General features: G+C 45.5%; 23 protein-coding genes. 17 read left to right on the top strand and 6 right to left on the bottom strand.

Features of this window, described 5'->3' with window-relative positions; genetic code table 11:
- Nucleotides 1-124 precede the first annotated feature (124 nt).
- Both K401_RS0108830 and K401_RS0108825 read left to right on the top strand, forming a co-directional pair.
- A complete protein-coding gene (locus K401_RS0108830) occupies nucleotides 125-1,588 on the top strand; it encodes an aminotransferase class I/II-fold pyridoxal phosphate-dependent enzyme (RefSeq protein WP_024292616.1) in 1,464 nt (487 codons plus the stop codon).
- Nucleotides 1,589-1,857: 269 nt separating this feature from the next.
- Complete coding sequence (locus K401_RS0108825) at nucleotides 1,858-2,445, top strand: guanylate kinase (RefSeq protein ID WP_024292615.1); 588 nt, start codon at nucleotides 1,858-1,860, stop codon at nucleotides 2,443-2,445.
- 70 nt (nucleotides 2,446-2,515) lie between these two features.
- Here the strand turns inward: K401_RS0108825 and K401_RS0108820 are convergent, their stop codons facing one another.
- The 6 genes from K401_RS0108820 to K401_RS0108795 all read right to left on the bottom strand — a co-directional run bounded on the left by K401_RS0108820 (nucleotide 2,516) and on the right by K401_RS0108795 (nucleotide 10,359).
- Entirely contained in the window at nucleotides 2,516-3,517 is a 1,002-nt protein-coding gene (locus tag K401_RS0108820) for an ABC transporter permease (protein WP_024292614.1), read from the bottom strand.
- Nucleotides 3,517-5,019 (bottom strand): sugar ABC transporter ATP-binding protein, encoded by a 1,503-nt coding sequence (locus tag K401_RS0108815; RefSeq protein WP_024292613.1) that lies wholly within the window; start codon nucleotides 5,017-5,019, stop codon nucleotides 3,517-3,519. The genes K401_RS0108820 and K401_RS0108815 overlap by 1 nt, the downstream gene beginning before the upstream one ends.
- A gap of 36 nt (nucleotides 5,020-5,055) precedes the next feature.
- A complete protein-coding gene (locus tag K401_RS0108810) occupies nucleotides 5,056-6,030 on the bottom strand; it encodes a sugar ABC transporter substrate-binding protein (protein ID WP_024292612.1) in 975 nt (324 codons plus the stop codon).
- A 221-nt stretch (nucleotides 6,031-6,251) separates the two neighbouring features.
- Nucleotides 6,252-7,679, bottom strand: coding sequence for a sugar ABC transporter ATP-binding protein (locus K401_RS0108805; RefSeq protein WP_024292611.1), 1,428 nt, complete (start codon nucleotides 7,677-7,679; stop codon nucleotides 6,252-6,254).
- A complete protein-coding gene (locus tag K401_RS0108800) occupies nucleotides 7,676-8,713 on the bottom strand; it encodes a sensor histidine kinase (RefSeq protein WP_024292610.1) in 1,038 nt (345 codons plus the stop codon). Before K401_RS0108800 ends, K401_RS0108805 begins: the two co-directional genes overlap by 4 nt.
- 17 nt (nucleotides 8,714-8,730) lie before the next feature.
- Nucleotides 8,731-10,359 carry a response regulator gene (locus K401_RS0108795; protein WP_024292609.1) on the bottom strand — a complete coding sequence of 543 codons (1,629 nt, stop codon included), beginning with the start codon at nucleotides 10,357-10,359 and terminating at the stop codon, nucleotides 8,731-8,733.
- Nucleotides 10,360-10,617: 258 nt separating this feature from the next.
- Here K401_RS0108795 and holB point away from each other — a divergent pair, with 258 nt between their 5' ends.
- The 15 genes from holB (at nucleotide 10,618) to K401_RS0108715 (ending at nucleotide 24,810) form a co-directional block, all read left to right on the top strand.
- Nucleotides 10,618-11,607 (top strand): DNA polymerase III subunit delta', encoded by a 990-nt coding sequence (holB, locus tag K401_RS0108790; protein ID WP_024292608.1) that lies wholly within the window; start codon nucleotides 10,618-10,620, stop codon nucleotides 11,605-11,607.
- Nucleotides 11,608-11,610: 3 nt separating this feature from the next.
- Nucleotides 11,611-12,519: a PSP1 domain-containing protein gene (locus tag K401_RS0108785; protein ID WP_024292607.1), complete on the top strand. Its 909-nt coding sequence runs from the start codon at nucleotides 11,611-11,613 to the stop codon at nucleotides 12,517-12,519.
- A complete protein-coding gene (locus tag K401_RS0108780; protein ID WP_024292606.1) occupies nucleotides 12,509-13,246 on the top strand; it encodes a tRNA1(Val) (adenine(37)-N6)-methyltransferase in 738 nt (245 codons plus the stop codon). Before K401_RS0108785 ends, K401_RS0108780 begins: the two co-directional genes overlap by 11 nt.
- A gap of 21 nt (nucleotides 13,247-13,267) precedes the next feature.
- Nucleotides 13,268-14,122, top strand: a complete 855-nt coding sequence (gene rsmI, locus K401_RS0108775; RefSeq protein ID WP_027352512.1) for a 16S rRNA (cytidine(1402)-2'-O)-methyltransferase — start codon at nucleotides 13,268-13,270, stop codon at nucleotides 14,120-14,122.
- A 141-nt stretch (nucleotides 14,123-14,263) separates the two neighbouring features.
- Complete coding sequence (locus K401_RS0108770; RefSeq protein ID WP_024292604.1) at nucleotides 14,264-15,229, top strand: beta-ketoacyl-ACP synthase III; 966 nt, start codon at nucleotides 14,264-14,266, stop codon at nucleotides 15,227-15,229.
- Between the two features lie 80 nt (nucleotides 15,230-15,309).
- Nucleotides 15,310-15,543 (top strand): acyl carrier protein, encoded by a 234-nt coding sequence (acpP, locus tag K401_RS0108765; protein ID WP_024292603.1) that lies wholly within the window; start codon nucleotides 15,310-15,312, stop codon nucleotides 15,541-15,543.
- A complete protein-coding gene (gene fabK, locus K401_RS0108760) occupies nucleotides 15,543-16,466 on the top strand; it encodes an enoyl-[acyl-carrier-protein] reductase FabK (protein ID WP_024292602.1) in 924 nt (307 codons plus the stop codon). Before acpP ends, fabK begins: the two co-directional genes overlap by 1 nt.
- Nucleotides 16,467-16,482: 16 nt before the next feature.
- Nucleotides 16,483-17,397: an ACP S-malonyltransferase gene (fabD, locus tag K401_RS0108755; RefSeq protein WP_024292601.1), complete on the top strand. Its 915-nt coding sequence runs from the start codon at nucleotides 16,483-16,485 to the stop codon at nucleotides 17,395-17,397.
- A 126-nt stretch (nucleotides 17,398-17,523) separates the two neighbouring features.
- Complete coding sequence (fabG, locus tag K401_RS0108750; RefSeq protein ID WP_024292600.1) at nucleotides 17,524-18,264, top strand: 3-oxoacyl-[acyl-carrier-protein] reductase; 741 nt, start codon at nucleotides 17,524-17,526, stop codon at nucleotides 18,262-18,264.
- Between the two features lie 108 nt (nucleotides 18,265-18,372).
- On the top strand, nucleotides 18,373-19,611 hold the full coding sequence (gene fabF / locus K401_RS0108740) for a beta-ketoacyl-ACP synthase II (RefSeq protein ID WP_024292599.1): 1,239 nt from the start codon (nucleotides 18,373-18,375) through the stop codon (nucleotides 19,609-19,611).
- A 10-nt stretch (nucleotides 19,612-19,621) separates the two neighbouring features.
- The gene (gene accB / locus K401_RS0108735; protein ID WP_024292598.1) at nucleotides 19,622-20,101 is read left to right on the top strand and encodes an acetyl-CoA carboxylase biotin carboxyl carrier protein; all 480 of its coding nucleotides are present in this window, start codon (nucleotides 19,622-19,624) and stop codon (nucleotides 20,099-20,101) included.
- Between the two features lie 62 nt (nucleotides 20,102-20,163).
- Nucleotides 20,164-20,589: a 3-hydroxyacyl-ACP dehydratase FabZ gene (gene fabZ / locus K401_RS0108730; RefSeq protein WP_024292597.1), complete on the top strand. Its 426-nt coding sequence runs from the start codon at nucleotides 20,164-20,166 to the stop codon at nucleotides 20,587-20,589.
- Nucleotides 20,590-20,597: 8 nt separating this feature from the next.
- On the top strand, nucleotides 20,598-21,950 hold the full coding sequence (locus K401_RS0108725; protein ID WP_024292596.1) for an acetyl-CoA carboxylase biotin carboxylase subunit: 1,353 nt from the start codon (nucleotides 20,598-20,600) through the stop codon (nucleotides 21,948-21,950).
- A gap of 20 nt (nucleotides 21,951-21,970) precedes the next feature.
- Nucleotides 21,971-23,695: an acetyl-CoA carboxylase carboxyl transferase subunit gene (locus tag K401_RS0108720; RefSeq protein WP_024292595.1), complete on the top strand. Its 1,725-nt coding sequence runs from the start codon at nucleotides 21,971-21,973 to the stop codon at nucleotides 23,693-23,695.
- Nucleotides 23,695-24,810, top strand: a complete 1,116-nt coding sequence (locus K401_RS0108715) for an NAD(P)H-dependent flavin oxidoreductase (protein ID WP_024292594.1) — start codon at nucleotides 23,695-23,697, stop codon at nucleotides 24,808-24,810. Before K401_RS0108720 ends, K401_RS0108715 begins: the two co-directional genes overlap by 1 nt.
- The last annotated feature ends 6 nt before the right edge of the window (nucleotides 24,811-24,816 follow it).

The raw sequence follows: 24,816 nt of genomic DNA, 5'->3' as shown, positions 1-24,816 counted from the left end.
TGTGAGAAAAAATTGTAAAGAGAGGATAAGGATGCTATACTAAAGGGGTCGAATTATAAAGAAGAATGGAAAAAGAGCAGGGAAATGGGCCAGTGGTTTATGGAGGCAGAAGGCGGTTCATACTATGAATGATACACCTGATTTATTAAAGAAACTAAAGGAATATGGGAAATCGGATTTTTATCCCTTTCATATGCCGGGTCATAAAAGGCAGTATAAAGAATCTTTTGCGGCTGATTTTCCAAATCCTTTTTCCTTAGATATTACGGAAATAGAAGGTTTTGATAATTTACACCATCCGGAAGGTATTTTAAAGGAGTCTATGGAATGGGCTTCAGGGATTTATGGGAGCAGCAGGACATATTATCTGATCAATGGGAGCAGCAGCGGAATACTCAGCGCCATAAGCGGAACTGTATCAAGGGGCGGAACCATTCTTATGAGCAGGAATTGCCATAAGTCAGCATTTCATGGAGTTTTCCTCAATCAGTTGAAAGTGGAATATATTTATCCACAAATCATACCGGAATTCGGTATTCAAGGTGGATTAATTCCAGGAAAAATAGAAGAAATGTTGATGAACCATCGTGAAATTCAGGCTGTATTTGTAGTATCCCCAACCTATGATGGAATTGTATCTGATGTTAAAGCTATTGCAGAGATCGTTCATAGGTTTCACCTGCCTCTTATTGTGGATGAAGCTCATGGAGCGCATTTTTCCTTTGGGCGAGAGGGAAAATTTCCGGTTTCCGCATTAGAGCTTGGAGCGGATGTGGTAATTCAAAGCCTTCATAAGACTCTTCCTTCCTTTACTCAGACGGCTGTTATGCATGTCAGGGAAGGATATGTGGATATGGGGAGATTAGACCGCTATGTGCATATATATCAAACCAGCAGCCCTTCCTACGTGCTGATGGCGGGGATCGAGAGCTGTATACGGTATATGGCCGGGGAAGGGGTGAAGCAGATGAAGCTCTTCTCCGATAAAATAGATTGGATCCGAATGGTTTTGTCTGGCTTGAATCATCTGAAACTTCTTACGGATCAGGAGAAGGGGATGCATGGAATCTATGACATGGACCGCTCCAAGATCATCATTTCCACAAGGGGTACGGGAAAATCGGGTACCTGGCTGGATGACAGGTTGAGAAAAGAATATCATCTGGAAATGGAAATGTGCGGTCCAGACTATGTGACTGCCATAACGACTCTGGCTGATACCCAGGAAGGTCTTGAACGGCTATGCAATGCCCTTCTTTCTATTGATTCTATGCTTTCCACGGAGGCTGGTTATGAAGGTGGTGAGATCGGCTTATGTCAGGAGCTGGATAGAACACCGGAATGTCGTCTGACCATTGCTCAGGCTATGGATGAACCCAGGCACAGAATCGCTATTCCCCACGGAGAAGGAATGATATCGGCGGAATTTGTTTACGTGTACCCGCCAGGAATTCCTATCGTTGTACCAGGGGAGGTTTTAAATAAAACATCTATTGACCTGATCATGAAGTATAAGGAACTGGGGCTTGCGGTGCAGGGTATGGAGGATGAGGATTCCAGAGAACTTTATGTGGTTGATGAAGTATGAGTGGTTGGAAAGAAAAATAAAGACAAAATTAAGGATAAGATAAAGGTAAGTCAAAAGATAAAATAAAAGATAAGATAAAAGGTAAGTCAAAAGATAAAATAAAAGATAAGATAAAAGGTAAGTCAAAAGATAAGATAAAAGGTAAGTCAAAAGATAAGATAAAAGGTAAGTCAAAAGATAAGATAAAAGATAAGGCAAAAGATGAGATAAAAGATAAAAAAGAGATACAGGATAAAATAAAAGATAGAATAAAAGATGGAGCAGAAAAAATGGGCAAAATATTCTATGTAATGGGAAAGAGCGCTTCCGGAAAGGATTCGATTTATAAAAGACTTTTAAAGAGGCTTCCTCAATTAAAGAGAGTTGTTTTATATACCACCAGACCGATCCGGGATGGAGAACGGGATGGGGTGGAATATCATTTTACTACCATGGATAAACTGGAGGAATTCAGGAAAGAAAACAGGCTTATTGAGGAGAGGACGTATGAAACCATTTATGGGCCGTGGAGTTATTTTACTGTTGATGACGGTCAGATTAATTTAGAAGAGAAAAATGGGTATTTAATGATCGGAACTTTGGAATCTTATGAAAAGACCAGGGATTACTTTGGAAAGGACAGGCTGTTTCCTATTTATGTTGAGGTTGATGACGGGGACCGGCTTTTGAGAGCAATCAGACGGGAAAGGGGACAGAAGACACCAAAATATAAGGAGCTTTGCAGAAGGTTTCTGGCCGATGAAGAGGACTTTAAAGAAGAGAATCTGGTTCGATGCGGAATACATAGGCGGTTCTGCAATCAGGAGCTGGAAACGTGCCTGGATGAGATCGTAAAAGCTGTGACTGCTGAGATATAAATGATTAAAATAAGCATGAAAGGGATATGGGATTCCATAGCGACTTTCATGCTTATTTTAAAGTTGATTTTTATTTAGCGGCAAGCCGTTTGGCCTTTGCTTCCATACGGGTTCTTGTTACGTCGATAAATACGGCGGCGATTATTACAAGGCCGATAACAACGTACTGTACGGAGCTTGAAGTATTTAAGAGTGTTAAACCATTTCGAATGGTAGAGATCATCAGGGCGCCGATCAGGGTTCCCCAGATGGTTCCTTTTCCACCCATAAAGGAGGCACCGCCAATGATACATGCCGCAATGGCATCGGTATCATATGGTGAGATAGCTGCGGAAGGATTGGCTACTGCGGAGCGCCCTACAATAACCAGACCGGCAATGGCGCACATAAATCCGGATAAGCTGTAAACAAATATCAGTACATTATCGGAATTGATTCCGGAAAGGCGGGCAGCTTCCGGATTGCCGCCTACACAGTAAATCATTCTTCCAAGAGCAGTTTTATTTAAGAAGAAATGATAAACCACATAGATCAATATCAAAATAATAAAGCATAATGGAATCCCGGAGAATCCGCCGGACACCTTAAATAAGTTGCTGGAACCTAAAAATGTAACGGCAGCCGGAAAGTCGGAAATTGTTTTTGTTGAAACCACCAGCAGTGCAAGTCCGCAGAGCACATTTTTCATACCAAGGGTTGAAACGAACGGATGGGGAAGGTGCATTTTTGTGAGCAGTATGCCATTTAAGAAGCCCACGCAAACACCGGTTATGATGCAGACCAGGATCAATACCAAAGAGTTTGTAATGCCAAAGGAGTTTTTCAGCATACCCATCATGCATGCGCACAGAATTGCATTGGCGCCTACAGATAAGTCGATGCCTGCTGTAATCAGCACCACCAGCATGGCTGCGGAAATCAGCCCGTTAACAGCTGTTTGCCTTAGAATATTCATCATATTATTGAGCGTAAAAAATTTATCTGTTGCCAAAGATAAAACAATGAATAAAAGAACCAAGGCCAGCAATGGAGCCACCTTTCCTAAAATATCTTTTAACTTCTTTTTTTTCATCAAATTTTACCTCCCCAAGCTGCTTTCATGATAATTTCCTGATTCAGTACATCTGTTTTTTTCGAAAGTTCTCCCATGACTCTTCCTTCCCTCATGATGATCACCCGGTCACTCATTCCTATGATCTCCGGTAATTCGGAAGAAATCATGATAACACATTTTCCGGCAAGAACCAAACGGTTCATGATGTTGTACACTTCCACTTTGGCACCTACATCAATTCCTCTTGTTGGCTCGTCAAATATAAAGATATCCGCGTCTGTATTGATCCATTTTCCGATGACCACTTTTTGTTGATTGCCGCCTGATAACTGCCCCACTACCTCATCGGCAGTGGGAGTTTTTATTTTTAAGTCACTGATGGTTTCTTCCGCCAGCTGATCGATCTGTTTCTCATCAAAGAACAGGCCCTTCACACAGTTTCTCATATTGCTTAAGATCAGGTTCGTCCGGACTGATTGGGAAAGAACCAGTCCCTGGCCTTTGCGGTCTTCTGTTAAAAATGCCATTCCGCAGCGGATGCCGTCTTTGGGTGATTTTATGGTTACCTTTTTTTCGTTTACATAAATTTCCCCGCTGTCATAGGGGTCAGCGCCGAACACGGCGCGGAATGTTTCAGTTCTGCCGGCTCCTACTAAGCCTGCAAAACCAAGGATTTCTCCATGGTTTGCATGAAAGCTTACATCCCGTAAAACACCTGCGGAGTTTAAATGTTCTACCCGAAGTGCTTCCGTGCCGGTTTCTGATTCTACTTTCGGGTATTGATTATCCAATGTTCTGCCTACCATTGCGGAGATTAAAGAATCGTTATCCAATTCATCCGTATTTTTTGTCAGGATGTGTTCTCCGTCTCTCATGACCGTTACCCGGTCGCATAGCTCGAAAAGCTCTTCCAGCTTATGGGATACGAACAAAATCGCAATGCCTTTTTCCTTTAAGGAGCGGACTGTTTTCATTAACTGTTCCACTTCCTTTTCCCCAAGGCTTGAGGTAGGTTCATCCATGATAATAAGTTTTGCATCGATCAGAACTGCTTTTGCGATTTCCACCATCTGCTGGATTCCCATGCCATAGGAACCGCATTCCTTTTTTACATCAATATCCTGACCGAGAGAAAGCATTACTTCATGGGCCATCTCATGCATTTTTGTATATTCCAGAAACGGGCTGCCTTTCTTTTTTAAGGCTTTGTTAATAAAAATATTGTCTGTGACTGAAAGTAGCTTTACAATGTTTAATTCCTGATATACACAGGCAATTCCGGCAGCGGCAGCATCATTGGGATTCTTAAATGAAACTTTGTTACCTTCTATAAAAATGGTGCCTTCTTCCGGAATATGTACGCCGGTCAGAACCTTGATCAGGGTGGATTTTCCTGCACCGTTTTCACCGATCAGTCCGTGGATCTCGCCGGGTCTGATCTGCAAGGACATGTTCCGCATTGCTACTACACCGGGGAAGCGTTTTGTCACACCTTTCAGCTCAACCAAATAATTACTCATAATGCCGCCAAACCTTTCCTTACGTGCTCAAGTTGATTATTTTAAGTAGCCTTTCAGTTTTTCTAAGTATGTTTCTGCATTTTCTGCTGTGATGACTTCACATCCCGTATCTACGAAGGTTTCAACGGTTTCCCCTTTTACAGCCTGAAGGGCTGTTTCAACTGCCTTGTAGCCCATGGTATAAGCGGCCTGTGCGCAGGTAGCGGTTATGTTGCCGTCAATGATATTCTGAACACCGCTTTGGTTTCCGTCAAAGCCGACAATGATGACATCCTTTAAACCAAGCTGCTTTACGGCATTGGATGCGCCGGCTGCTGTATCATCGTTGTGGCAGCAGACGATCTGAATGTCCCCGTTCTGAGCGGTAATGATATTTTCCATTACATTTGCAGCAGTATCCGGATTGGACTGGGCATACTGTACGGAAACAATTTCAACGCCGTTTTCTTCCAGAGCCTTGGTATATCCTGCCTGGCGGGCATCGCTGGTGGCATTGCCTTCAACGCCTCCGATAATAACAGCTTTTGCGCCTTTTCCGGCTTTTTTAGCGGCAAATGTACCGCCTTGGTATGCTGCATTGTCGTTACCGGTTCCCACAAAGGAGACTTTTCCTGCTATTTCCGCATCCGTGTCTACGGTTATGATGGGTATATTCACATCCCCGATTACGCTTGCCACGGAGTCAGACTGCAGAGGAGAGATGACAAATGCATCAACTCCGCCGGAGAGCATGGTTTCAATCATATTGTTCTGTTCATCATAAGCTGTTTCAGAAGCAGGACCCTGTAAATCAACCTTAACCCCCAGATCTTTTGAGGCTGCCTGGACACCTGCCGCAACATAACCCCAGTATTCGCTGGACAGTGTTTTTAAAATGACACCTATGGTGACATTCTCAGAAGCAGCCTTTTCTGCTGTACTGGATTCTGAAACAGTCTTTTGGTCCCCGCAGCCAGTCATGGAAGCCAGCATTGCAGATGCTAACAGCATGGATAAAATTTTTCTTTTCATTACTTTTTAATCTCCCTTCTTAACTTTCTATCGTTTTGATAGTATGAATGAATGCTATGTATTTGTTATTTTAACAGTGAAAGGGGGAGGGGACAATGGTATATTTTGTGCAATATGGGGGTGTATTTTTCGAAACTAGTCTATAAATAAGAAAAAAAGCCTTATTAAACAGGATAATAAGACTTTTTTATGGTTTAATTATACAAAAAATGTGAAAAGAGTTAATCGATAGCAATGGTTCCGTTGTGAAAGGTGATATTCTTGCCTTCCATTGTGTAAGCCTCTGCAATCTGGTTTGTGATAATTATCACAGCGATCCCTGACTTTAAGACTTCCTTCAGCAGATTGATGGTAATCTGGCGCATTTGAAAATCAACAGATGAAAAAGGTTTTATGCATACCAGGACCTTTGGCCGGACAAAGATCCAGCGATAGTACAGAAGCTTTAGTTTGCATTCTTCACTGATCATATATGTTTTTTTCATCAATTCTTCTTCTGTAAATATTCCTTCCATCAGATGCCAGGTCATCTTTTTGTATTTTTTTCTTAAAAGGTATTTTTTCTTTTTTCGCTGGATCATAAAAGTCATATGATCCAGAACGGTCATATCGGCAAACAGCATTTCTTCCATTGGCCTAGCTTCAATAAAGGCGATGCCATCCCGAATGGATTGGTGAACAGACTGGAAGGAGTATTCACTTCCGCCTAATAAAATTTTTCCGGCTTCAAATCCACATTCTCCCTGAAGGATGGGAAGGATATTTCTGCATTCCGTAGAATCTAAGTCTAATATGTTTAAAACATCTCCTGCACTTAATGAGAGATTCAATACAGGGAGGTCAGGCAGCTTCACATCCCGGAATTCTAAAACCGTTTTTTTATCAATCTGTTTTTGTGCCAGATTATTTTTTTTTAAGGTGTTTTTTTTGGTCTTTTCAAACAGTTCCATATAAGTCTGGAATTTGGAAAAATTCTCCTGATTCATATGGCCGATGGTCCTGCCGTTTTTGATGATGGTTATTTCATCTGCATGTTCGTATAATTTGGTGGAGCTGTTAACAATGAAAAGGAAAGTCATTCCCCGGGCCTTTAACTTTTTCACAAGAATAAAGAAATTTTTGAGCTGCTCTTCCGTCATGATCATTTCCATATCCGTTATGACGGCCAGATGACACCCGGAGACATAAGCGCGCATTAATTCTGCCTGTTTCTGCATGCCGGGATCCAGCAGGTGAGCCTTATCCAGAAGGGGAATGGAACTATCCAGATCATCAAGAAGACCGGGAGCTTGCCGGCAGAGAGGATTCACCCGCTTCCAGAATGAGACCCTGCCGCTGGCCACGAAAATGTTCTCAGCCACGCTTAAGGCAGAAAAGATCCCTTTGTTGCGGCCGATAAATGCAATCTGTTTCTGCATCTGCTCCTGCATTTTGGGAGATGTTATTTTCTTTCCTTTATAATAGGTCCAGCCATAGCCTGGTGTTAAATTTCCGTACAGTAGCTGCAGGAAATATTCTTTTTCAATGGCATTATTAACGATGACACAGCAGATTTCTCCTTCAAAAGCCCGAAAATAGAGTCCGTTAAAACAGGTCTGGCCCTCCATGGAACAGTGGATATTTTCATAGCGGATCAGTTCAGTTTTCATGATTTTCTCCCTTCTTGCGGCTCAAACATATAAGGAAGGATGAGGCATACTTCCGTTCCGATTCCGGGAGTACTGAGGATGTGGAGGCCATATTCGTCACCCATGAGAAGGCGGATTCTTGAGTTCACATTTATGAGGGCGATTCCTCCCTTTCCTCCTTCATTGGCGGAGCCGTCTCCGGCATCCATTCGGGAAAGCTTTTCATTAAGGCTTCCAAGCCTGGCTTCTTCAATGCCAATGCCGTCATCAATCACGGAAAGGTAAAGGATGGTGTCGCTGTGTTCTATGTCGATGACAACAGTCCCCCCTGAAACCTTGGGTTCCAATCCATGTTTAATGGCATTTTCCACGATTGGCTGAAGGGTGAGCTTGGGGATTCTGGTTTTTAAAATTTCATCATCATCCCGTGGCAGCTTGATCTTTAATTCCAGCTTATCATCAAAGCGGTATTTCTGAATTAAAAAATAGTTCTCTACATTGGCCAGTTCTTCCTGAAGGGTGCTCAGCCTCTCCATTTTAGAAGTTGTATAGCGGAAGAATACGGCAAGGGCTTCTGTGATCTTTCCGATTTCCGGGACGCCCGCCATAAGCGCATCGGAACGTATGGATTCCAGTACATTATAGAGAAAATGAGGATTGATCTGATTTTGAAGAGCTAAATATCTGGCTTGCTGCTTGGCGTTTTCCATTATTTTATCTTTATCCAGGATGGTATCCACCTTTAAAAGCAGGGCATCTGTGTCAGGCGAAATTCCTTCCAGGCTTTTGAATATTTCTGTGAAAATGATCCCGTCATTAAAAAGCTCTACTTTTTTTTTCATGGTTCCCAGGGGCTCTAAGATCCTGATCCTGCCAATAACCAGCAGCAGGAGAAAGGAAAGCAGCATACTCCATACCATAATTCCATATAGAATGGATTCCGTCAGTTCCGGCTTCAGCAGAATCAAAAAAAACAGAATCAGGGCAAGACAGCTCCAAGAGATCATGGCCCTGATCCAGATCAGAATTCGTTTTTTCAACCATTGTTTTTTCAAAGGACATCCTCCCCGTTTCAGCGTTCCAGAAACATTTTGCGGTATTCATTAGGAGAGACACCCAGCGTTTTTTTAAACTGTTTGGTAAAAAATTTGATATCGCTGTAGCCTACCAGTTCCGCTATTTCACTCACATTCCGTTCTTTTTCTACCAGAAGCTTTTTGGCGGTCTCAATTCTTACCATCTGTATATATTCAGTGAGTGTTTTCCCTGTCTCTTTTTTAAATAGATATGAAAAGTAGGAATAGCTGAATCCCGCATTTTTGGCCAGCTCTTCCAGCTTTATATCAATGCCCTTGTTTTTTTCTATATAATGTTTGGCATAGGCAACCGGTTTTATTTCCCTGCTTTTTAAATGGTTCAGAACTTCAAGTAAGGTTTTAATAATGGTTTCTTCCAGGAGTTCAAATGCCTGGTCAAGGTTGATACAATGCTCATACATTTCAGAAAAGTAAGCAGCTTTTCCGCTTTTGTCCAGAGATGTGTCAAGCAGCTCGAACCAGTCCATATAATTGTGGGCCAGCCGAAGCAGCTCCGTCTTAACATCAAGGCCGGATATATTTTTTGTTTCGTGCATGATCCGTTTGGCATCATTTAAGCACTTTTTTATTTCTTCCGGTTCAAAGGATTCCGGCCTGTTTTCTAACAGACTTGAAATCTTTGAAGTTAAGGTGTGATTCTCTTCTGATTCAGCAGCAGGTGCATTTAATTCTGAGACCGTATTGGTATCAGTAAGGAGCCGGTTGTACATGGCGATCCGGCTGTGCTGTATCTGCCGGATCAGATCCTCATCTGAATCTACCGGCTCTGTAATGATTGCCGTAAAATATAGCTTTGGAAATAAGTCCTGAAGTCCCATGACCCGGTCTTTCACATGGTTTAAGGCTTTGATCAGTTCTTCCTTGTCATGAGGTTCATGGCAGAGCAACAAAAATATGCCCTCTTCCGAGGACTCAATGGTTAATTCTCCTTCATCAGAAGCAAATTCCACCTGCAGGATCTCAATGGTTTTATCAATTAAAAGCTCATAGGCATCTTTTGTAAAATCCTTATATTCAATGTCCGGCTTTACAATCAGGCAGCGGCCGGTCTGGTCTATAACCTGGGAGGTATTGATTTTCCGGACTTCTTTTAATACTTTCTCAGGCCTTTGCTCCGGTTTTTGTTCCAGTACTATTTTTAAAAATACCCGTTTAAACTCACCGGAATAGTTTTTGATGGTTTTCTCTAAATGAATACGGGCTTCCTGGCTGTTTTTCTGCTCCATGGTTTCATTAACAAGCTTTTTTAACGTGCGGGTTAAATCATCCTGATTAATGGGTTTTAATAAATAGTCCCGTACTCCGTATCTGATCCCCTGTTGTGCATATTGAAAGTCCTTATAGCCGCTTATGATTATGCACTTAAGGGAAGCATTCTGTTTTTTGGCCTCTTCAATCAGCTGGAGACCATCCATGCCCGGCATTCTGATATCCGTAAGCAGAACGTCAGGTTTCTTTTCCTGAATCAGCTGAAAGGCAGATAAACCGTCATAAGCAACACCCAGAAGCTTAGCCCCAATTTCATCCCAGTCGATCAGATATTCCAAAAGCCTGCATATCTTTTTTTCGTCGTCTGCAATTATTATTCCTAAAATTAAAATCATCCCCTATTGTTTTAATTTTGATACAAATGATACCTTCTCTTTTCAGTATACTTCACCGGGTCTATAATCTCAACTCAAAAAGTTTCAAGCGCTGCAAAATATTGGCAGAAAGTGTGCAGAATAAAGAGAAATGATAAAGGTTTGCCAATACTTCTTTCTTGTGATGATAAAAGTTCTATGCTATAATTAGTTAAATTCGTTTTTACGTCTTTACAGACAGGAAAGACGGATCAGACAACAGCGACAGGGGGTGCCTCTATGCCAGGGTTTAAGGATATCATCGGCCATGAGAGAATTAAAGAACATTTGCAAAAGGCCATTGAATCAAATCATGTTTCCCATGCGTACATTCTTACAGGTGAAGCAGGGATGGGGCGTAAGTCCCTGGCCAATGCATTTGCAATGACCCTGCTCTGTGAAAAGGGAAAAAGTGAGCCATGTATGCAGTGCCATGCCTGCAAGCAGGTCATGAGCGGAAACCATCCGGATCTGATTTATCTGACCCATGAAAAAACGGGAAGCATTGGCGTTGACGATATCAGAGATCAGATTCATGACACCATCATGATACGCCCTTACAGCAGTTACTATAAGATCTACATTGTGGATGAAGCGGAGAAGATGACGGTCCAGGCACAGAATGCACTGTTAAAGACAATAGAGGAACCGCCGTCTTATGCGATCATCATGCTGCTTACCACCAATCAGGAATCATTTCTGCCCACCATTCTTTCCAGATGCATACAGTTAAAGCTGAAACCATTGCAGGATACGGTGGTGAAATCCTATTTAACAGGATCTTTGGGCATTGGAGAGAGCAAGGCGGAGGTTTATGCGGCGTTTGCCAGAGGAAATCTAGGAAGGGCGATTCATTTGGCTTCCTCTGAGGAGTTTCAGCTGATGTATACGGAGTTGCTCCATATGCTGAAGCATATAAAGGATATGGATATTGTGGAGCTGCTTTTTTACATTAAGCGGATGAAGGATGAAAAGCTGGATATTTACGACTGCCTTGATTTTATGCAGCTGTGGTACCGGGATGTTTTAATGTATAAGGTGACTCAGGATATCAATCTTCTGGTTTTCAGGGAAGAATATAATACAATGAAAGAGATGAGCGCTGCCAGCGCTTATGACGGCATTGAGATGATATTACAGGCCATTGACAAGGCCAGGATCCGTCTGGATGCCAATGTGAATATGGAGTTGGCTATGGAGCTCATGCTGCTTGTAATGAAGGAGAATTAATAGATGATAAAAGTAATAGGCGTTCGTTTCCGCAATGCAGGGAAAATATATTACTTTGATCCCATGAGCCTGGAGGTTCATACAGGGGATCACGTAATTGTGGAAACTGCACGGGGAATTGAATATGGTTACGTTGTCCTGGGGTGCCGGGAAGTGGAAGATGATAAGGTTGTTCAGCCCTTAAAGCCTGTGATCCGCATGGCTACCAAGGGTGATGATGAAGTAGAAAAGAAAAATCATGAGAAGGAAAAGGAAGCATTTAAGATCTGCAAGGAGAAGATCAGAAAGCACGGTCTTCAGATGAAGCTGATTGATGCGGAATATACCTTTGATAACAATAAGGTGTTGTTTTATTTTACTGCGGACGGAAGAATTGATTTCAGGGAGCTTGTGAAGGATCTGGCTTCTGTTTTCAAAACCAGGATCGAGCTCCGCCAGGTGGGAGTCCGGGATGAGACGAAAATCGTGGGAGGGATCGGCATCTGCGGAAGGACCTTATGCTGCCATTCTTACCTTTCTGAATTCATACCTGTGTCCATTAAGATGGCAAAGGAGCAAAACCTTTCCTTAAATCCCACGAAAATATCCGGGGTTTGCGGAAGGCTCATGTGCTGCTTAAAGAATGAAGAGGAAACTTATGAAGAACTTAACAGCAAGCTTCCCAATGTAGGTGATTTTGTGACAACAGATGACGGACTGAAAGGAGAGGTTCATTCCGTAAGCGTGTTAAGGCAGCTGGTAAAGGTTGTTGTCACCATTAAGGATGAAAAGGAAATCCGGGAATATAAGGTGGAACAGCTGAAATTCAAACCAAGGCGCCGCCGGGAAAAGGCCCAGGTGACTGATGCAGAGTTAAAGGCATTGGAAGCCCTTGAAAAAAGAGAAGGAAAGTCCAAGTTAGATGACAATTGATTTAAAGGAAAATGAACGTATTGATGATCTGCAGAGAAATGGGTATAAGATCATTCAGAACCGGGATGGGTTCTGCTTTGGCATGGATGCGGTCCTTCTTTCCGGATTTGCCCTGGTAAAGCCGGGGGAAAAGGCGGTGGACTTAGGGACAGGCACTGGAATCATTCCCATTCTGCTGGAGGCTAAAAATCAGGGCCTTCATTATACCGGTCTGGAGATTCAGGAGGAGATGGCGGAAATGGCCAGAAGAAGCGTGGCCTTAAACCATCTGCAAGAAAAAATTTCCATTGTGACAGGAGATATAAAGGAAGCCAGCCGTTTATTTGGCGGGGCTTCCTTTGACGTAGTGACCTCAAATCCTCCGTATATGAATGATTCCCATGGCCTTAAAAACCCGGAACTGCCAAAGGCCATTGCCCGCCATGAGGTGTTATGCACCCTTAATGATGTGACAAGGGAGGCGGCAAGGCTTCTGCGCCCGGGAGGGCGGTTTTATATGGTGCACCGGCCTCACCGTTTAGCTGAGATCATAACGGCTTTAAAAGACTGCCGGCTGGAGCCAAAGCGGATGAAAATGGTTCATCCCTTTGTGGACAAGGAGGCGAACATGGTTTTAATAGAAGCGGTGCGGGGAGGAAGATCCATGATCAAGGTGGAGGCCCCTGTGATTGTATATAAAGAGCCGGGTGTGTATACGGATGAGATTTATACTATTTATGGATATTAAATTTTGCTGGGAGCAGGAACATTGGAAGAGAAAACGGGAAAGTTATTTTTGTGTGCAACGCCTATAGGGAATCTTGACGATATTACCTTAAGGGTTTTAAACACGTTAAAGGAAGTGGATCTGATCGCTGCGGAGGATACCCGCCACAGCATTAAGCTTTTAAATCATTTTGAGATCAAAACACCTATGACCAGTTATCATGAGTATAATAAGGTGGAAAAGGCCAGATACCTGGTGGAACAGATGAAGCAGGGGGTGAGGATCGCCCTGATCACGGATGCCGGAACTCCTGGCATCTCAGATCCTGGAGAGGAACTGGTAAAGCAGTGCTATGAGGCAGGAATTGAGCTGACTTCTCTTCCCGGTCCGGCGGCTTGTATTACGGCTCTGACCCTTTCCGGACTTGGTACCAGGCGTTTCTGTTTCGAAGCCTTTTTACCTTCTGATAAGAAGGAAAAGCAGTGGATCCTGGAAGAGCTTAAGGAAGAATCCAGGACCATAGTCATTTACGAGGCGCCTCACCGGCTTGTCAAAACCTTAAAGGAGCTTTATGAGGCTTTGGGTGACCGGAGAATCACCATTTGCAGGGAGCTTACAAAACGGTTTGAAACAGCGTTTCGTACAACCTTTTTCAATGCTTTAAAGACCTATGAGGCTGAAGATCCTAAGGGAGAGTGTGTCATCGTCATCGAAGGAAAGAGCATCAGGGAGAAGATAGAGGAAAAATCCATGGCCTCCCGGGAGATGTCCATGGAGGAACACATGGAACTTTATGTAAACCAGGGGCTGGACAGGAAGGAAGCTATGCGCATGGTTGCAAAGGACAGGGGAATCAGTAAACGGGAGGTTTATCAGTATTTCATAAAAAATGAATGAGAAAATTTCTCTTGACAATCCGCGTTTCTTTTTATAAAATTACTTTGATATTCAAAATATTTGATAAATAAAACAATCCAACGCGGCATGGATCCCGTAATCCTAAAGGGGAGAGGGGACATGGATGGGGGAATTTAATTTATGACAACAAGAATAATAGGAACAGGATCTGCTGTCCCGGAGCAGGTGGTAACCAATGAAGATCTGGCAAAATTTGTGGATACCAGTGATGAATGGATAAGGACCAGGACCGGAATAAGGGAGAGGCGGATCGCATCGGCGGAGTCGGGAACTTCTGACCTGGCCATTCAGGCGGCAGAAGAAGCGCTTAAAAATGCCGGTGTTTCGGCAAAAGAGCTGGATATCATCATTTTAGCCACGTCTTCTGCGGATTGCTGTTTCCCCAGCGGCGCCTGTGAGGTACAGGCGGCCATCGGAGCTGACCATGCGGCTGCATTTGATATCAGCGCGGCCTGCTCCGGATTTGTTTATGCTTTAAATACGGTCCACAGCTTTTTTAAAGCAGGGATCTATCAGACAGGGCTTGTGATCGGAGCGGATACATTAAGTAAGCTCATTGACTGGAATGACAGAAGCACCTGCGTCTTGTTCGGTGACGGGGCCGGAGCAGCTGTGGTACGGGCGGAAGAAAAGGGAATCCTTCACATGACCATGGGAGCGGACGGAACCAGAGGAAAGGCCCTGGAATGCGGAGGGCGGACTACGGGAAATTTCCTCACAGGAAAAAAGCCGGAGCTTGGATACATGACCATGGACGGCCAGGAAGTGTTCAAATTCGCAGCCAAAACGGTGCCCGAATCCATTAGAAGGGTAGTGGAAGAGAGCGGGACCGAAATGGAAGAAATTAAATATTTTATCTTGCATCAGGCAAATTACCGGATTTTTGAATCCATCGCAAAAAGGTTGAAGATACCCATGGAGAAATTCCCCACCAATCTGGAACGGTATGGGAATACATCGGGGGCGACCATTCCCATACTTTTGGATGAGATGAACCGGGAAGGAAAATTACAGCGGGGAGATAAGCTTGTACTTGCTGGCTTTGGGGCAGGATTGACCTGGGGAGCCACTCTTTTGGAGTGGTAATGATTTTGACTAATACTTTGAAACTCAAAGTAATAGCATAAAATTAAATATAAATGAAAATGAAAGAGGAGATTAAAATTATGTTGGAGAAAATGCAGGAAATTATTGCGGAGCAGTTAAACGTGGAGGCAGGTACAATCACTGCTGAATCCTCCTTCAAAGAGGACTTGGGAGCAGATTCTTTGGATTTGTTTGAGCTTGTTATGGCACTTGAAGATGAGTACTCTGTGGAGATCCCGTCTGAGGACTTAGAGAAACTGACCACAGTTCAGCAGGTTATGGACTATTTAAAAGCAAAGGGCGTGGAAGCGTAATGAAAACCAGAATTACCGAACTTTTGGGAGTGGAACATCCGATTATCCAGGGAGGCATGGCCTGGGTTGCTGAGCATCATCTGGCGGCGGCCGTATCGGAAGCCGGAGGCCTTGGGCTGATCGGCGGGGCAAATGCTCCCGGCGAGGTGGTACGGGCGGAGATCCGCAAGGCAAAGGAACTGACGGGAAAACCCATCGGCGTCAATGTCATGCTGTTAAGTCCTCATGCAGAGGATGTGGCAAAGGTGGTAGTGGAAGAAGGCATTAAGGTGGTGACCACCGGAGCCGGAAACCCGGAAAAGTATATGGATATGTGGAAGGCAGCAGGCATTAAGGTAATTCCGGTGGTGGCTTCCGTTGCTCTGGCAAAGAGGATGGAAAAATACGGCGCGGACGCAGTGGTGGCGGAAGGCAGTGAGTCAGGCGGACATATCGGCGAGCAGACCACCATGACGTTAGTTCCGCAGATCGTGGATGCAGTATCCATCCCGGTGATTGCAGCCGGCGGCATTGGAGACGGACGGGGAATTGCGGCAGCATTCATGCTGGGAGCAGAGGCTGTCCAGATCGGGACCAGGTTTGTGGTTGCAAAGGAATCCATTGTCCATGACAACTACAAGCAGCGGATCATTAAGGCAAAGGACATTGATTCCGCTGTAACAGGGCGCAGCCACGGCCATCCGGTCAGATCCTTAAGAAACCAGATGACCAGAGACTATGCAAGACTGGAACAGGAAGGCAAGTCTTTTGAGGAATTGGAGTACATGACTCTTGGAACCTTGAGAAAGGCTGTCCAGGAGGGGGATATCACAAACGGCACGGTTATGGCCGGACAGATTGCAGGTATGATTTTCAAAGAACAGACCTGCAAGGAAATGATTGATGAGATGATAGAGCAGGCTGAGAAATTGCTTGGCCGATAAAGAGGAGTTTATTATTATGAGCAAGATTGCATTTATTTTCCCAGGCCAGGGTGCGCAGTACTGTGGTATGGGCCAGGATTTTTATGAGCAGACAAGGATTGGAAAAGAAACATATGATATGGCTTCGGACCTGCTTGGTTTTTCCCTACCGGAACTTTGCTTTGAAAAGAATGACCGGCTGGATATTACAGAATATACCCAGGCAGCTATGGTAACCACCAGCATCGCCATGATGCGGGTGCTGGAAGCTGAAAAAGGGATAAGGCCGCAGGTGTCTGCCGGCTTAAGCCTGGGAGAATATTGTGCGCTTGCAGCCGCAGGCGTCATGAGCGATAAGGATGCCATACGCACAGTCAGGCAGAGGGGAATCCTCATGCAGGAGGCTGTTCCTGCGGGGCTGGGAGCCATGGCGGCCATTCTGGCACTGGATGCCTTAAAAATTGAAGAGGTATTAAGCGGTATGGAGGGAGTCCAGATCGCCAATTACAACTGCCCAGGGCAGATTGTTATATCAGGAAAAAAAGAAGCTGTGGAAGCTGCTAATGAAAAGCTTCTGGCAGCAGGCGCAAAACGGGCGCTGATGTTGAATGTAAGCGGGCCTTTCCATTCCACCATGCTCAAAGGTGCGGGGGAAAAGCTGGGAGAGGTGTTAGAGGGTGTGGAAATAAAAACCCCTGAAATCCCTTATGCTGCTAATGTAACTGCCCGGTATGTGACGGACAGTGAGATGGTAAAGCCTTTGCTTAAGGAGCAGGTGTATTCTTCCGTGCGATGGCAGCAGAGCGTGGAAACTATGCTGGCTGACGGGGTGGATACCTTTATTGAAATCGGTCCGGGCAAGACTTTAGCCGGATTTATCAAGAAGATTACGAAAGACGTAAGAGTCTTTAACATAGAGAAGCTGGAAGACATGGAGGCACATTTTTCTTAGGGCGTTCCTGATAAAAGAAAGGGTAAGCGCAGCTTGAATTTTACCCTAAAGGGCACTTAGAAAAATAGCCGTTCGATGAACCGTAAGGTGAATGGAACTTCATTATGAATGCAGGAGGTAAGAAACATGTTAGATGGTAAGATAGCAGTAGTGACCGGAGCAGCCAGAGGAATTGGCAGGGCGATTGCCGTAAAGCTGGCAGGCCAGGGAGCAACAGTGGTTATAAATTATAACGGTTCTGATACCAAGGCAATGGAAGTGGTGAAGGAGATCGAAGAAAAGGGCGGCAAGGCAGAGGCCATCCAGTGCAATGTGGCGGATTATGAGAGCGTGGGTTCCTTTTTAGAGGGCGTCATAAAGAAATACGGAAAGCTGGATATTCTTGTGAACAATGCGGGAATCACACGGGATAATCTGCTGATGAAGATGTCTGAGGAAGATTTTGACGCGGTGATCAATACCAATTTAAAGGGAGTATTCAACTGCATGAAGCATGTGGCCCGCCAGATGATCAAGCAGAAGAGCGGAAGGATCATAAACATTTCTTCGGTTTCCGGCGTGTTAGGTAATGCCGGGCAGGCAAATTACTGCGCAGCAAAGGCCGGTGTCATCGGCATTACCAAGTCTTTTGCCAGGGAGGTTGCAAGCAGGGGAATTACCGTGAATGCGGTGGCTCCCGGTTTCATCCATACTGCCATGACTGAGGTTCTGTCGGAATCCATAAAGGCGGCGTCCTTAGAGCAGATTCCCATGAAGCGTTTTGGAGCAGCGGAGGATATTGCCGGTGCGGTGGCATTTCTGGCATCAGAGGAAGCCGGATATATCACCGGTCAGGTGATCAGCGTAGATGGCGGCATGGCAATGTAGGAAGGCATACCTTTATGTCCAAAAAGCATGGACAGGAAAGAGGAACGCCTTACAGGCATACCTTTATGCCCAAAAAGCATGGGCAGGAAAGAGGAAAGGAGAGACGGGATGAAGAGAAGAGTCGTAGTAACCGGCATGGGTGCCATTACTCCCATTGGAAAAGATGTGGAAAGCTTCTGGAATGGATTAAAAGAAAAAAAGGTGGGGATCGGACCGATTACCCAGTTTGATACTACAGATTATAAGGCAAAGCTGGCTGCAGAGGTAAAGGATTTTGATCCTAAGGAGTACATGGATGTTAAGGCGGCAAAGAGAATGGAGCGCTTTGCCCAGTTTGCTGTGGCAGCGTCCAGGGAAGCCCTTGAGAACTCCGGCATTGATATAGAGAAGGAAGATCCTTACCGGGTAGGCGTAAGCGTTGGTTCCGGAATCGGAAGCCTGCAGGCCCTGGAGAGAGAGAATAAAAAGCTTTTGGAAAAGGGACCGGGCAGGGTGAATCCCCTTCTGGTACCTCTCATGATATCCAATATGGCAGCCGGTAATGTAGGAATTCAGTTTGGATTAAAAGGTAAATGCATCAATGTGGTGACTGCCTGTGCTACCGGAACCCATTCCATTGGGGAAGCATTCCGTTCTATTCAGTACGGAGAGGCGGATGTAATGGTGGCAGGAGGTGCAGAAGCCAGCATCACTCCTATCGGCGTGGCTGGATTTACAGCTCTTACGGCACTTACCACCTCCGATGATCCTCTTTGTGCCTCCATCCCATTTGATAAGGACAGAAGCGGCTTTGTTATGGGAGAAGGGGCCGGTGTAGTTGTCTTAGAAGAGCTGGAGCATGCTCTTTCCAGGAATGCGGTGATTTACGGCGAGGTAGTTGGTTACGGGTCAACCTGTGATGCATATCACATCACTTCTCCGGCAGAGGATGGAAGCGGTGCGGCAAGGGCCATGACTGATGCAATAAAGGATGCAGGTATTACCCCGGATCAGCTTGATTATGTCAATGCCCACGGAACCAGCACTCATCACAATGACTTATTTGAGACCATGGCCATCAAAACTGCCCTGGGCGATCATGCAAAGAATGTGAAGATCAATTCCACCAAGTCCATGGTGGGCCATCTCTTAGGTGCAGCAGGAGGCGTGGAGTTCATTGCCTGTGTAAAATCCATTCTGGATGGATTTGTTCATGCAACTGCCGGCCTTCAGGAAGAAGGAGAAGGCTGTGATCTGGATTATACCAAAGGGGAAGGTGTTGCCTTGGATGTAACATATGCCATCAGCAATTCCCTGGGATTTGGCGGACACAATGCCAGCATTCTTGTGAAGAAGTTCGAACAATAGGAGGCAGTCTATGGAGATCAATGATATTATCAGGCTGATGCAGGCTGTGAAAGAAAATGATTTAACCGGCTTTAGGATGGAAGAGGGAGACTTAAAGCTTTGCATTAAGAAAGAAAAAGAAAGAGAAATCGTGACAATATCCGGAAGCTCTGCGGCACCCGCAGAAACGGCAGCAGGTGTTTTCACCCAGCAGGCGCCTTTTGCTGCGGCCAGTTCAGGGAATGTGACGGAAGTGCCGGGAAATGATATCTGTTCCGACAAAATCGTATCCTCTCCCCTGGTTGGAACCTTTTATAATGCCCCTTCTCCGGACAGTGAACCGTTTGCAAAGGTGGGAGATCAGGTGAAAAAGGGGCAGGTTCTGGGAATCATCGAAGCCATGAAGCTTATGAATGAGATTGAATGTGAATACGATGGTGTTGTGGATGCAGTTATGGTAGGCAATGAAGATGTGGTGGAGTACGGTCAGCCTCTGTTCCGTATCCGGTAAGACGTTGTGATAGCTATGAGAGGCCCAGAGGCTGGGCCTCTCTTTTAAAAATAGGAGGGCGCATGATGTTAGATATTAAGGAGATTCAGGAAATCATTCCTCACAGACACCCATTTTTGCTGGTGGACTGCATTGAAGAGTTTGAACCAGGAGTAAAAGCGGTGGGATATAAATGTGTGACTTATGATGAGCCTTTTTTTCAGGGACATTTTCCGGCAGAGCCGGTAATGCCGGGGGTTTTAATCATAGAGGCCCTTGCCCAGGTCGGTGCGGTTGCCATCTTAAGCCTGGAAGATAACAAGGGAAAGATTGCTTATTTCGGCGGCATTGACAAGGCAAAATTCAAGCATAAGGTCATTCCGGGAGAAAGGCTTAAGCTGGAATGTGAAATCATTAAGCGTAAAGGCCCGGTTGGGGTGGGGAAGGCCACAGCAACCGTGGACGGCAAGCTGGCCGCCAGCGCGGAACTGACATTTATGATTGGATAGGTGAGCTTATGTTTGATAAGATTTTAATTGCCAACCGCGGAGAAATTGCGGTGCGTATCATAAGAGCCTGCAGGGAAATGGGGATCAAAACGGTTGCCGTTTATTCGGAAGCTGACCGGGAGAGCCTTCATACCTTATTGGCTGACGAGGCTATCTGCATTGGTCCGGCACCTTCGACCCAGAGCTACTTAAACATGGAGAGGATCATTACGGCTACCGTGGCCATGAAGGCGGATGCAATTCATCCGGGATTTGGTTTTCTTTCAGAAAATGCAAGGTTTGCGGAACTTTGTGAAAAATGTAACATTGCCTTTATCGGTCCCTCTGCGGGAATCATCGGGAAGATGGGAAATAAGTCCGAAGCCAGAAAGACCATGATGGAAGCAGGAGTTCCTGTGATTCCAGGGGGAAAGGAAGCTGTCCGTCAGGTGGGAGAGGCAAAGTCCATGGCGGAAAGGATCGGTTTTCCTGTGATGATCAAGGCTTCTTCCGGAGGCGGCGGAAAGGGTATGAGAATATCCAGAAGCTTAGAAGATTTTGAGGCTAATTTTAAGAATGCCCAGATGGAATCTGTAAAGGGATTTTCCGATGATACTATGTATATTGAAAAATACATTGAAAAGCCAAGGCACATTGAATTTCAGATCATGGCGGATAAGTTTGGGAATGTGGTGCATTTGGGAGAGCGTGACTGTTCCATTCAAAGACGCCACCAGAAGGTTCTGGAGGAATCCCCCTCAGCAGCTATTTCTCAGGAGCTGAGAGACCGAATGGGAGAGATCGCTGTCCGTGCGGCAAAAGCAGTTGGATATGAGAATGCGGGAACCATTGAATTCCTTCTGGATAAACATAAGAATTTTTATTTTATGGAAATGAACACCCGTATCCAGGTAGAGCATCCGGTGACGGAAATGGTGACCGGATTGGATCTGATCAAGGAACAGATCCGGATCGCAGCAGGAGAGCCTTTGAGCATAAGTCAGGAGGACGTGATGATCAAAGGCCACGCCATTGAATGCAGGATCAATGCGGAAAATCCGGCGAAAAACTTCATGCCCTGTCCCGGACTTATAAAAAACGTTCATGTGCCGGGAGGCAATGGAGTCCGCATTGACACCCACATTTACAATGATTATAAGGTTCCGGCCAATTATGATTCCATGTTAATGAAGATGATCGTCCACGGAAAAGACCGGGAAGAGGCCATCTTAAAGATGAGAAGCGCTCTTGGGGAGCTGATCATTGAGGGAATTGAGACAAATGTGGATTTTCAGTTTGATATCCTGAGTCATGAAGCTTACCGGGACGGAGACGTGGATACGGATTTTATCCCGAAATATTTCCCGGATTATGTCCGGTAGGCAGGTAAAGGAGCAATCTTATGTTAAAAAGCATGTTTAAGAAAACCTATACATTAATAGACAGCAAATACAAGGCTCCTGAAAAGTCAGAGGAACCCAATATTCCTGCGGGTTTATGGAGGAAATGTAATAAATGCAGCCAGCCCGTTTACGGGGAAGATGTGAAAAACAACCATTTTATCTGCCCCAAATGCAAGGGTTATTTCCGCATTCATGCTTACCGCAGAATTGAAATGGTTGCAGATGAGGGAACCTTTGAAGAATGGGATAAGGAGATGGAATTTAAAAATCCTCTTGATTTCCCGGGCTATGATAAAAAGGTTGCGGCAGCCAGGGAAAAGACAGGGCTTAATGAAGCCATTGTCACGGGCAGCTGCGCAATAAACGGCCAGAAGGCAGTGATCGGTGTCTGTGATGCCCGCTTCATCATGAGCAGCATGGGCCAGGTCATGGGAGAGAAGATCGCAAGAGCTGTGGAACGGGCTACAAAAGAGAAGCTTCCGGTGATTCTTTTTGCATGCTCCGGCGGAGCCAGGATGCAGGAGGGAATCGTGTCCCTGATGCAGATGGCAAAGACCTCAGCAGCCTTAAAGCGCCATCACGAGGCAGGCCAGCTTTATATCAGCGTTCTTACGGACCCAACCACAGGAGGAGTGACAGCCAGCTTTGCCATGCTAGGTGATATTATTCTGGCAGAGCCTTTTGCCCTCATCGGATTTGCAGGTCCCCGGGTGATCGAACAGACCATTGGGCAGAAGCTTCCGGAAGGGTTCCAGAGGTCGGAGTTTTTGCTTGAACATGGCTTCATAGATAAGATTGTGCCAAGGGAAGAGATGAAGGAAACCCTGGCAGATATCTTAAAGCTCCACAATCCCCGGACCAGTCAGGCATTTTCTGTGGATAACCGGACAAAAGGGGAAGCTATCGGTGGAAAAAGGAAATCCTTCCGGTTGAGAAAGAATAAAAGAAGCGCCTGGGATACGGTGCTGTTATCCAGAAGCTCGGACCGGCCGGTGGCGTCGGATTACATCCATGAACTGTTTGATGATTTTCTAGAGTTTGCAGGAGACCGCTATTATAAAGATGACGGAGCCATCATAGGCGGGATCGCCTCCTTCCATGGAATTCCTGTTACGGTCATCGGACAGGAAAAAGGGAAGAATACAAAGGATAACATTAAGCGCAATTTTGGAATGCCGTCACCTGACGGCTACCGGAAGGCCCTGCGCCTGATGAAGCAGGCGGAGACCTTTGGCCGTCCCATTGTCTGTTTTGTGGATACGCCGGGAGCCTTCTGCGGCCTGGAGGCCGAGGAAAGGGGCCAGGGGGAAGCCATAGCCAGAAACTTATTTGAAATGGCGGATTTAACGGTTCCGGTTCTTTCTATCGTCATAGGAGAAGGCGGCAGCGGCGGTGCACTTGCCATGGCAGTTGGCAATGAAGTCTGGATGATGGAAAATTCCATCTACTCCATCCTCTCTCCGGAGGGTTTTGCTTCCATCCTTTATAAGGACAGCAAAAAGGCAAATGATGCGGCCAGGGTCATGAAGATCACGGCCAGGGATTTAATGGATTTAGGTCTCATAGAGCGGGTGATTCAGGAGGAAGAGCCGGCCAATGGGGATAATCTTTCCGCAATTGCGGAAGAAATGGATAAGGCCATGGAAGAATTTTTTGCCACTTACCTTGCCATGACAAAGGAAGAACTAGCAAATCAAAGATATGAAAGATTTAGGAGAATGTAATGGGAACATTAAAACCTTTGGTAATAGGAGACCTGTCAGCAAAGCATCCGGTGATCCAGGGCGGCATGGGAGTTGGGATCAGCCTTTCCTCCTTAGCCGGAGCAGTGGCAAAGGCCGGAGGGATCGGTATTATTTCTACGGCACAGATCGGCTTTCGGGAGCCGGATTTTAAGCAGAATCCTCTGGAAGCAAATTTACGGGCCATTGGACAGGAAATGAAAAAGGCAAGGGAAATCGCGCCGGAAGGCATCATAGGCTTTAACATCATGGTTGCGACGAAAAACTATGCCAGTTATGTGAAAAAGGCGGTAAAGGCCGGAGCGGATTTAATCATATCAGGAGCCGGGCTTCCAGTCAGCCTGCCGGAATATGTGGCAGAGGCTGCAGAAGAAGCAGGGATCGTGTTAAAGACCAAGATTGCTCCCATTGTATCAACGGTAAAATCTGCTATGGTCATCTGCAAACTGTGGGATAGGAAATACCATCGGGCGCCTGATCTTGTAGTAGTGGAAGGACCTTTGGCAGGAGGTCACCTGGGATTTTCCAGAGAGGAACTGGAAAACCTTGGGGTGGATACGGACGATGTGGACCACACCTATAAGCAGGCTGATTACGATGAAGAGGTGAGAGGCATCATCCGGCTTGTAAAAGAATACGGGGATAAGTATAATAAGGTGATTCCCGTGGTGACCGCAGGCGGAATTTACTCTCATGAAGATGTCATGCACCAGCTTTCCCTGGGAGCCGACGGAGTCCAGGTGGCTACCAGGTTTGTGACTACTGTGGAATGCGATGCGCCGGAAGAATTTAAGCAGGCTTATCTTCAGGCCAGGAAAGAAGATATCGTCATTACCAAAAGTCCGGTAGGAATGCCGGGAAGGGCCATCATGAATCCTTTTCTAAAAGGCGTGGGAAATAATCCCTTCCGTTTAAAGCATTGCTACCAATGTCTGGAAAAGTGCGACAGAACTACAATTCCTTACTGTATAACTGAGGCTTTGGTAAACTCTGCGGAAGGCCGGACTGACGAAGGTCTGGTGTTCTGCGGAAGCAATGCATACCGGGCAGAACGGATGGAAACGGTGGAAGAGGTCATAAAAGATCTGGTTGGTTAGATTTTG

Source organism: Lacrimispora indolis DSM 755, assembly GCF_000526995.1.
Classification (GTDB): Bacteria; Bacillota; Clostridia; order Lachnospirales; family Lachnospiraceae; genus Lacrimispora; species Lacrimispora indolis.
Note: the sequence above shows the minus strand (reverse complement) of the source record. Positions and strands in the feature narration are given on the sequence as shown.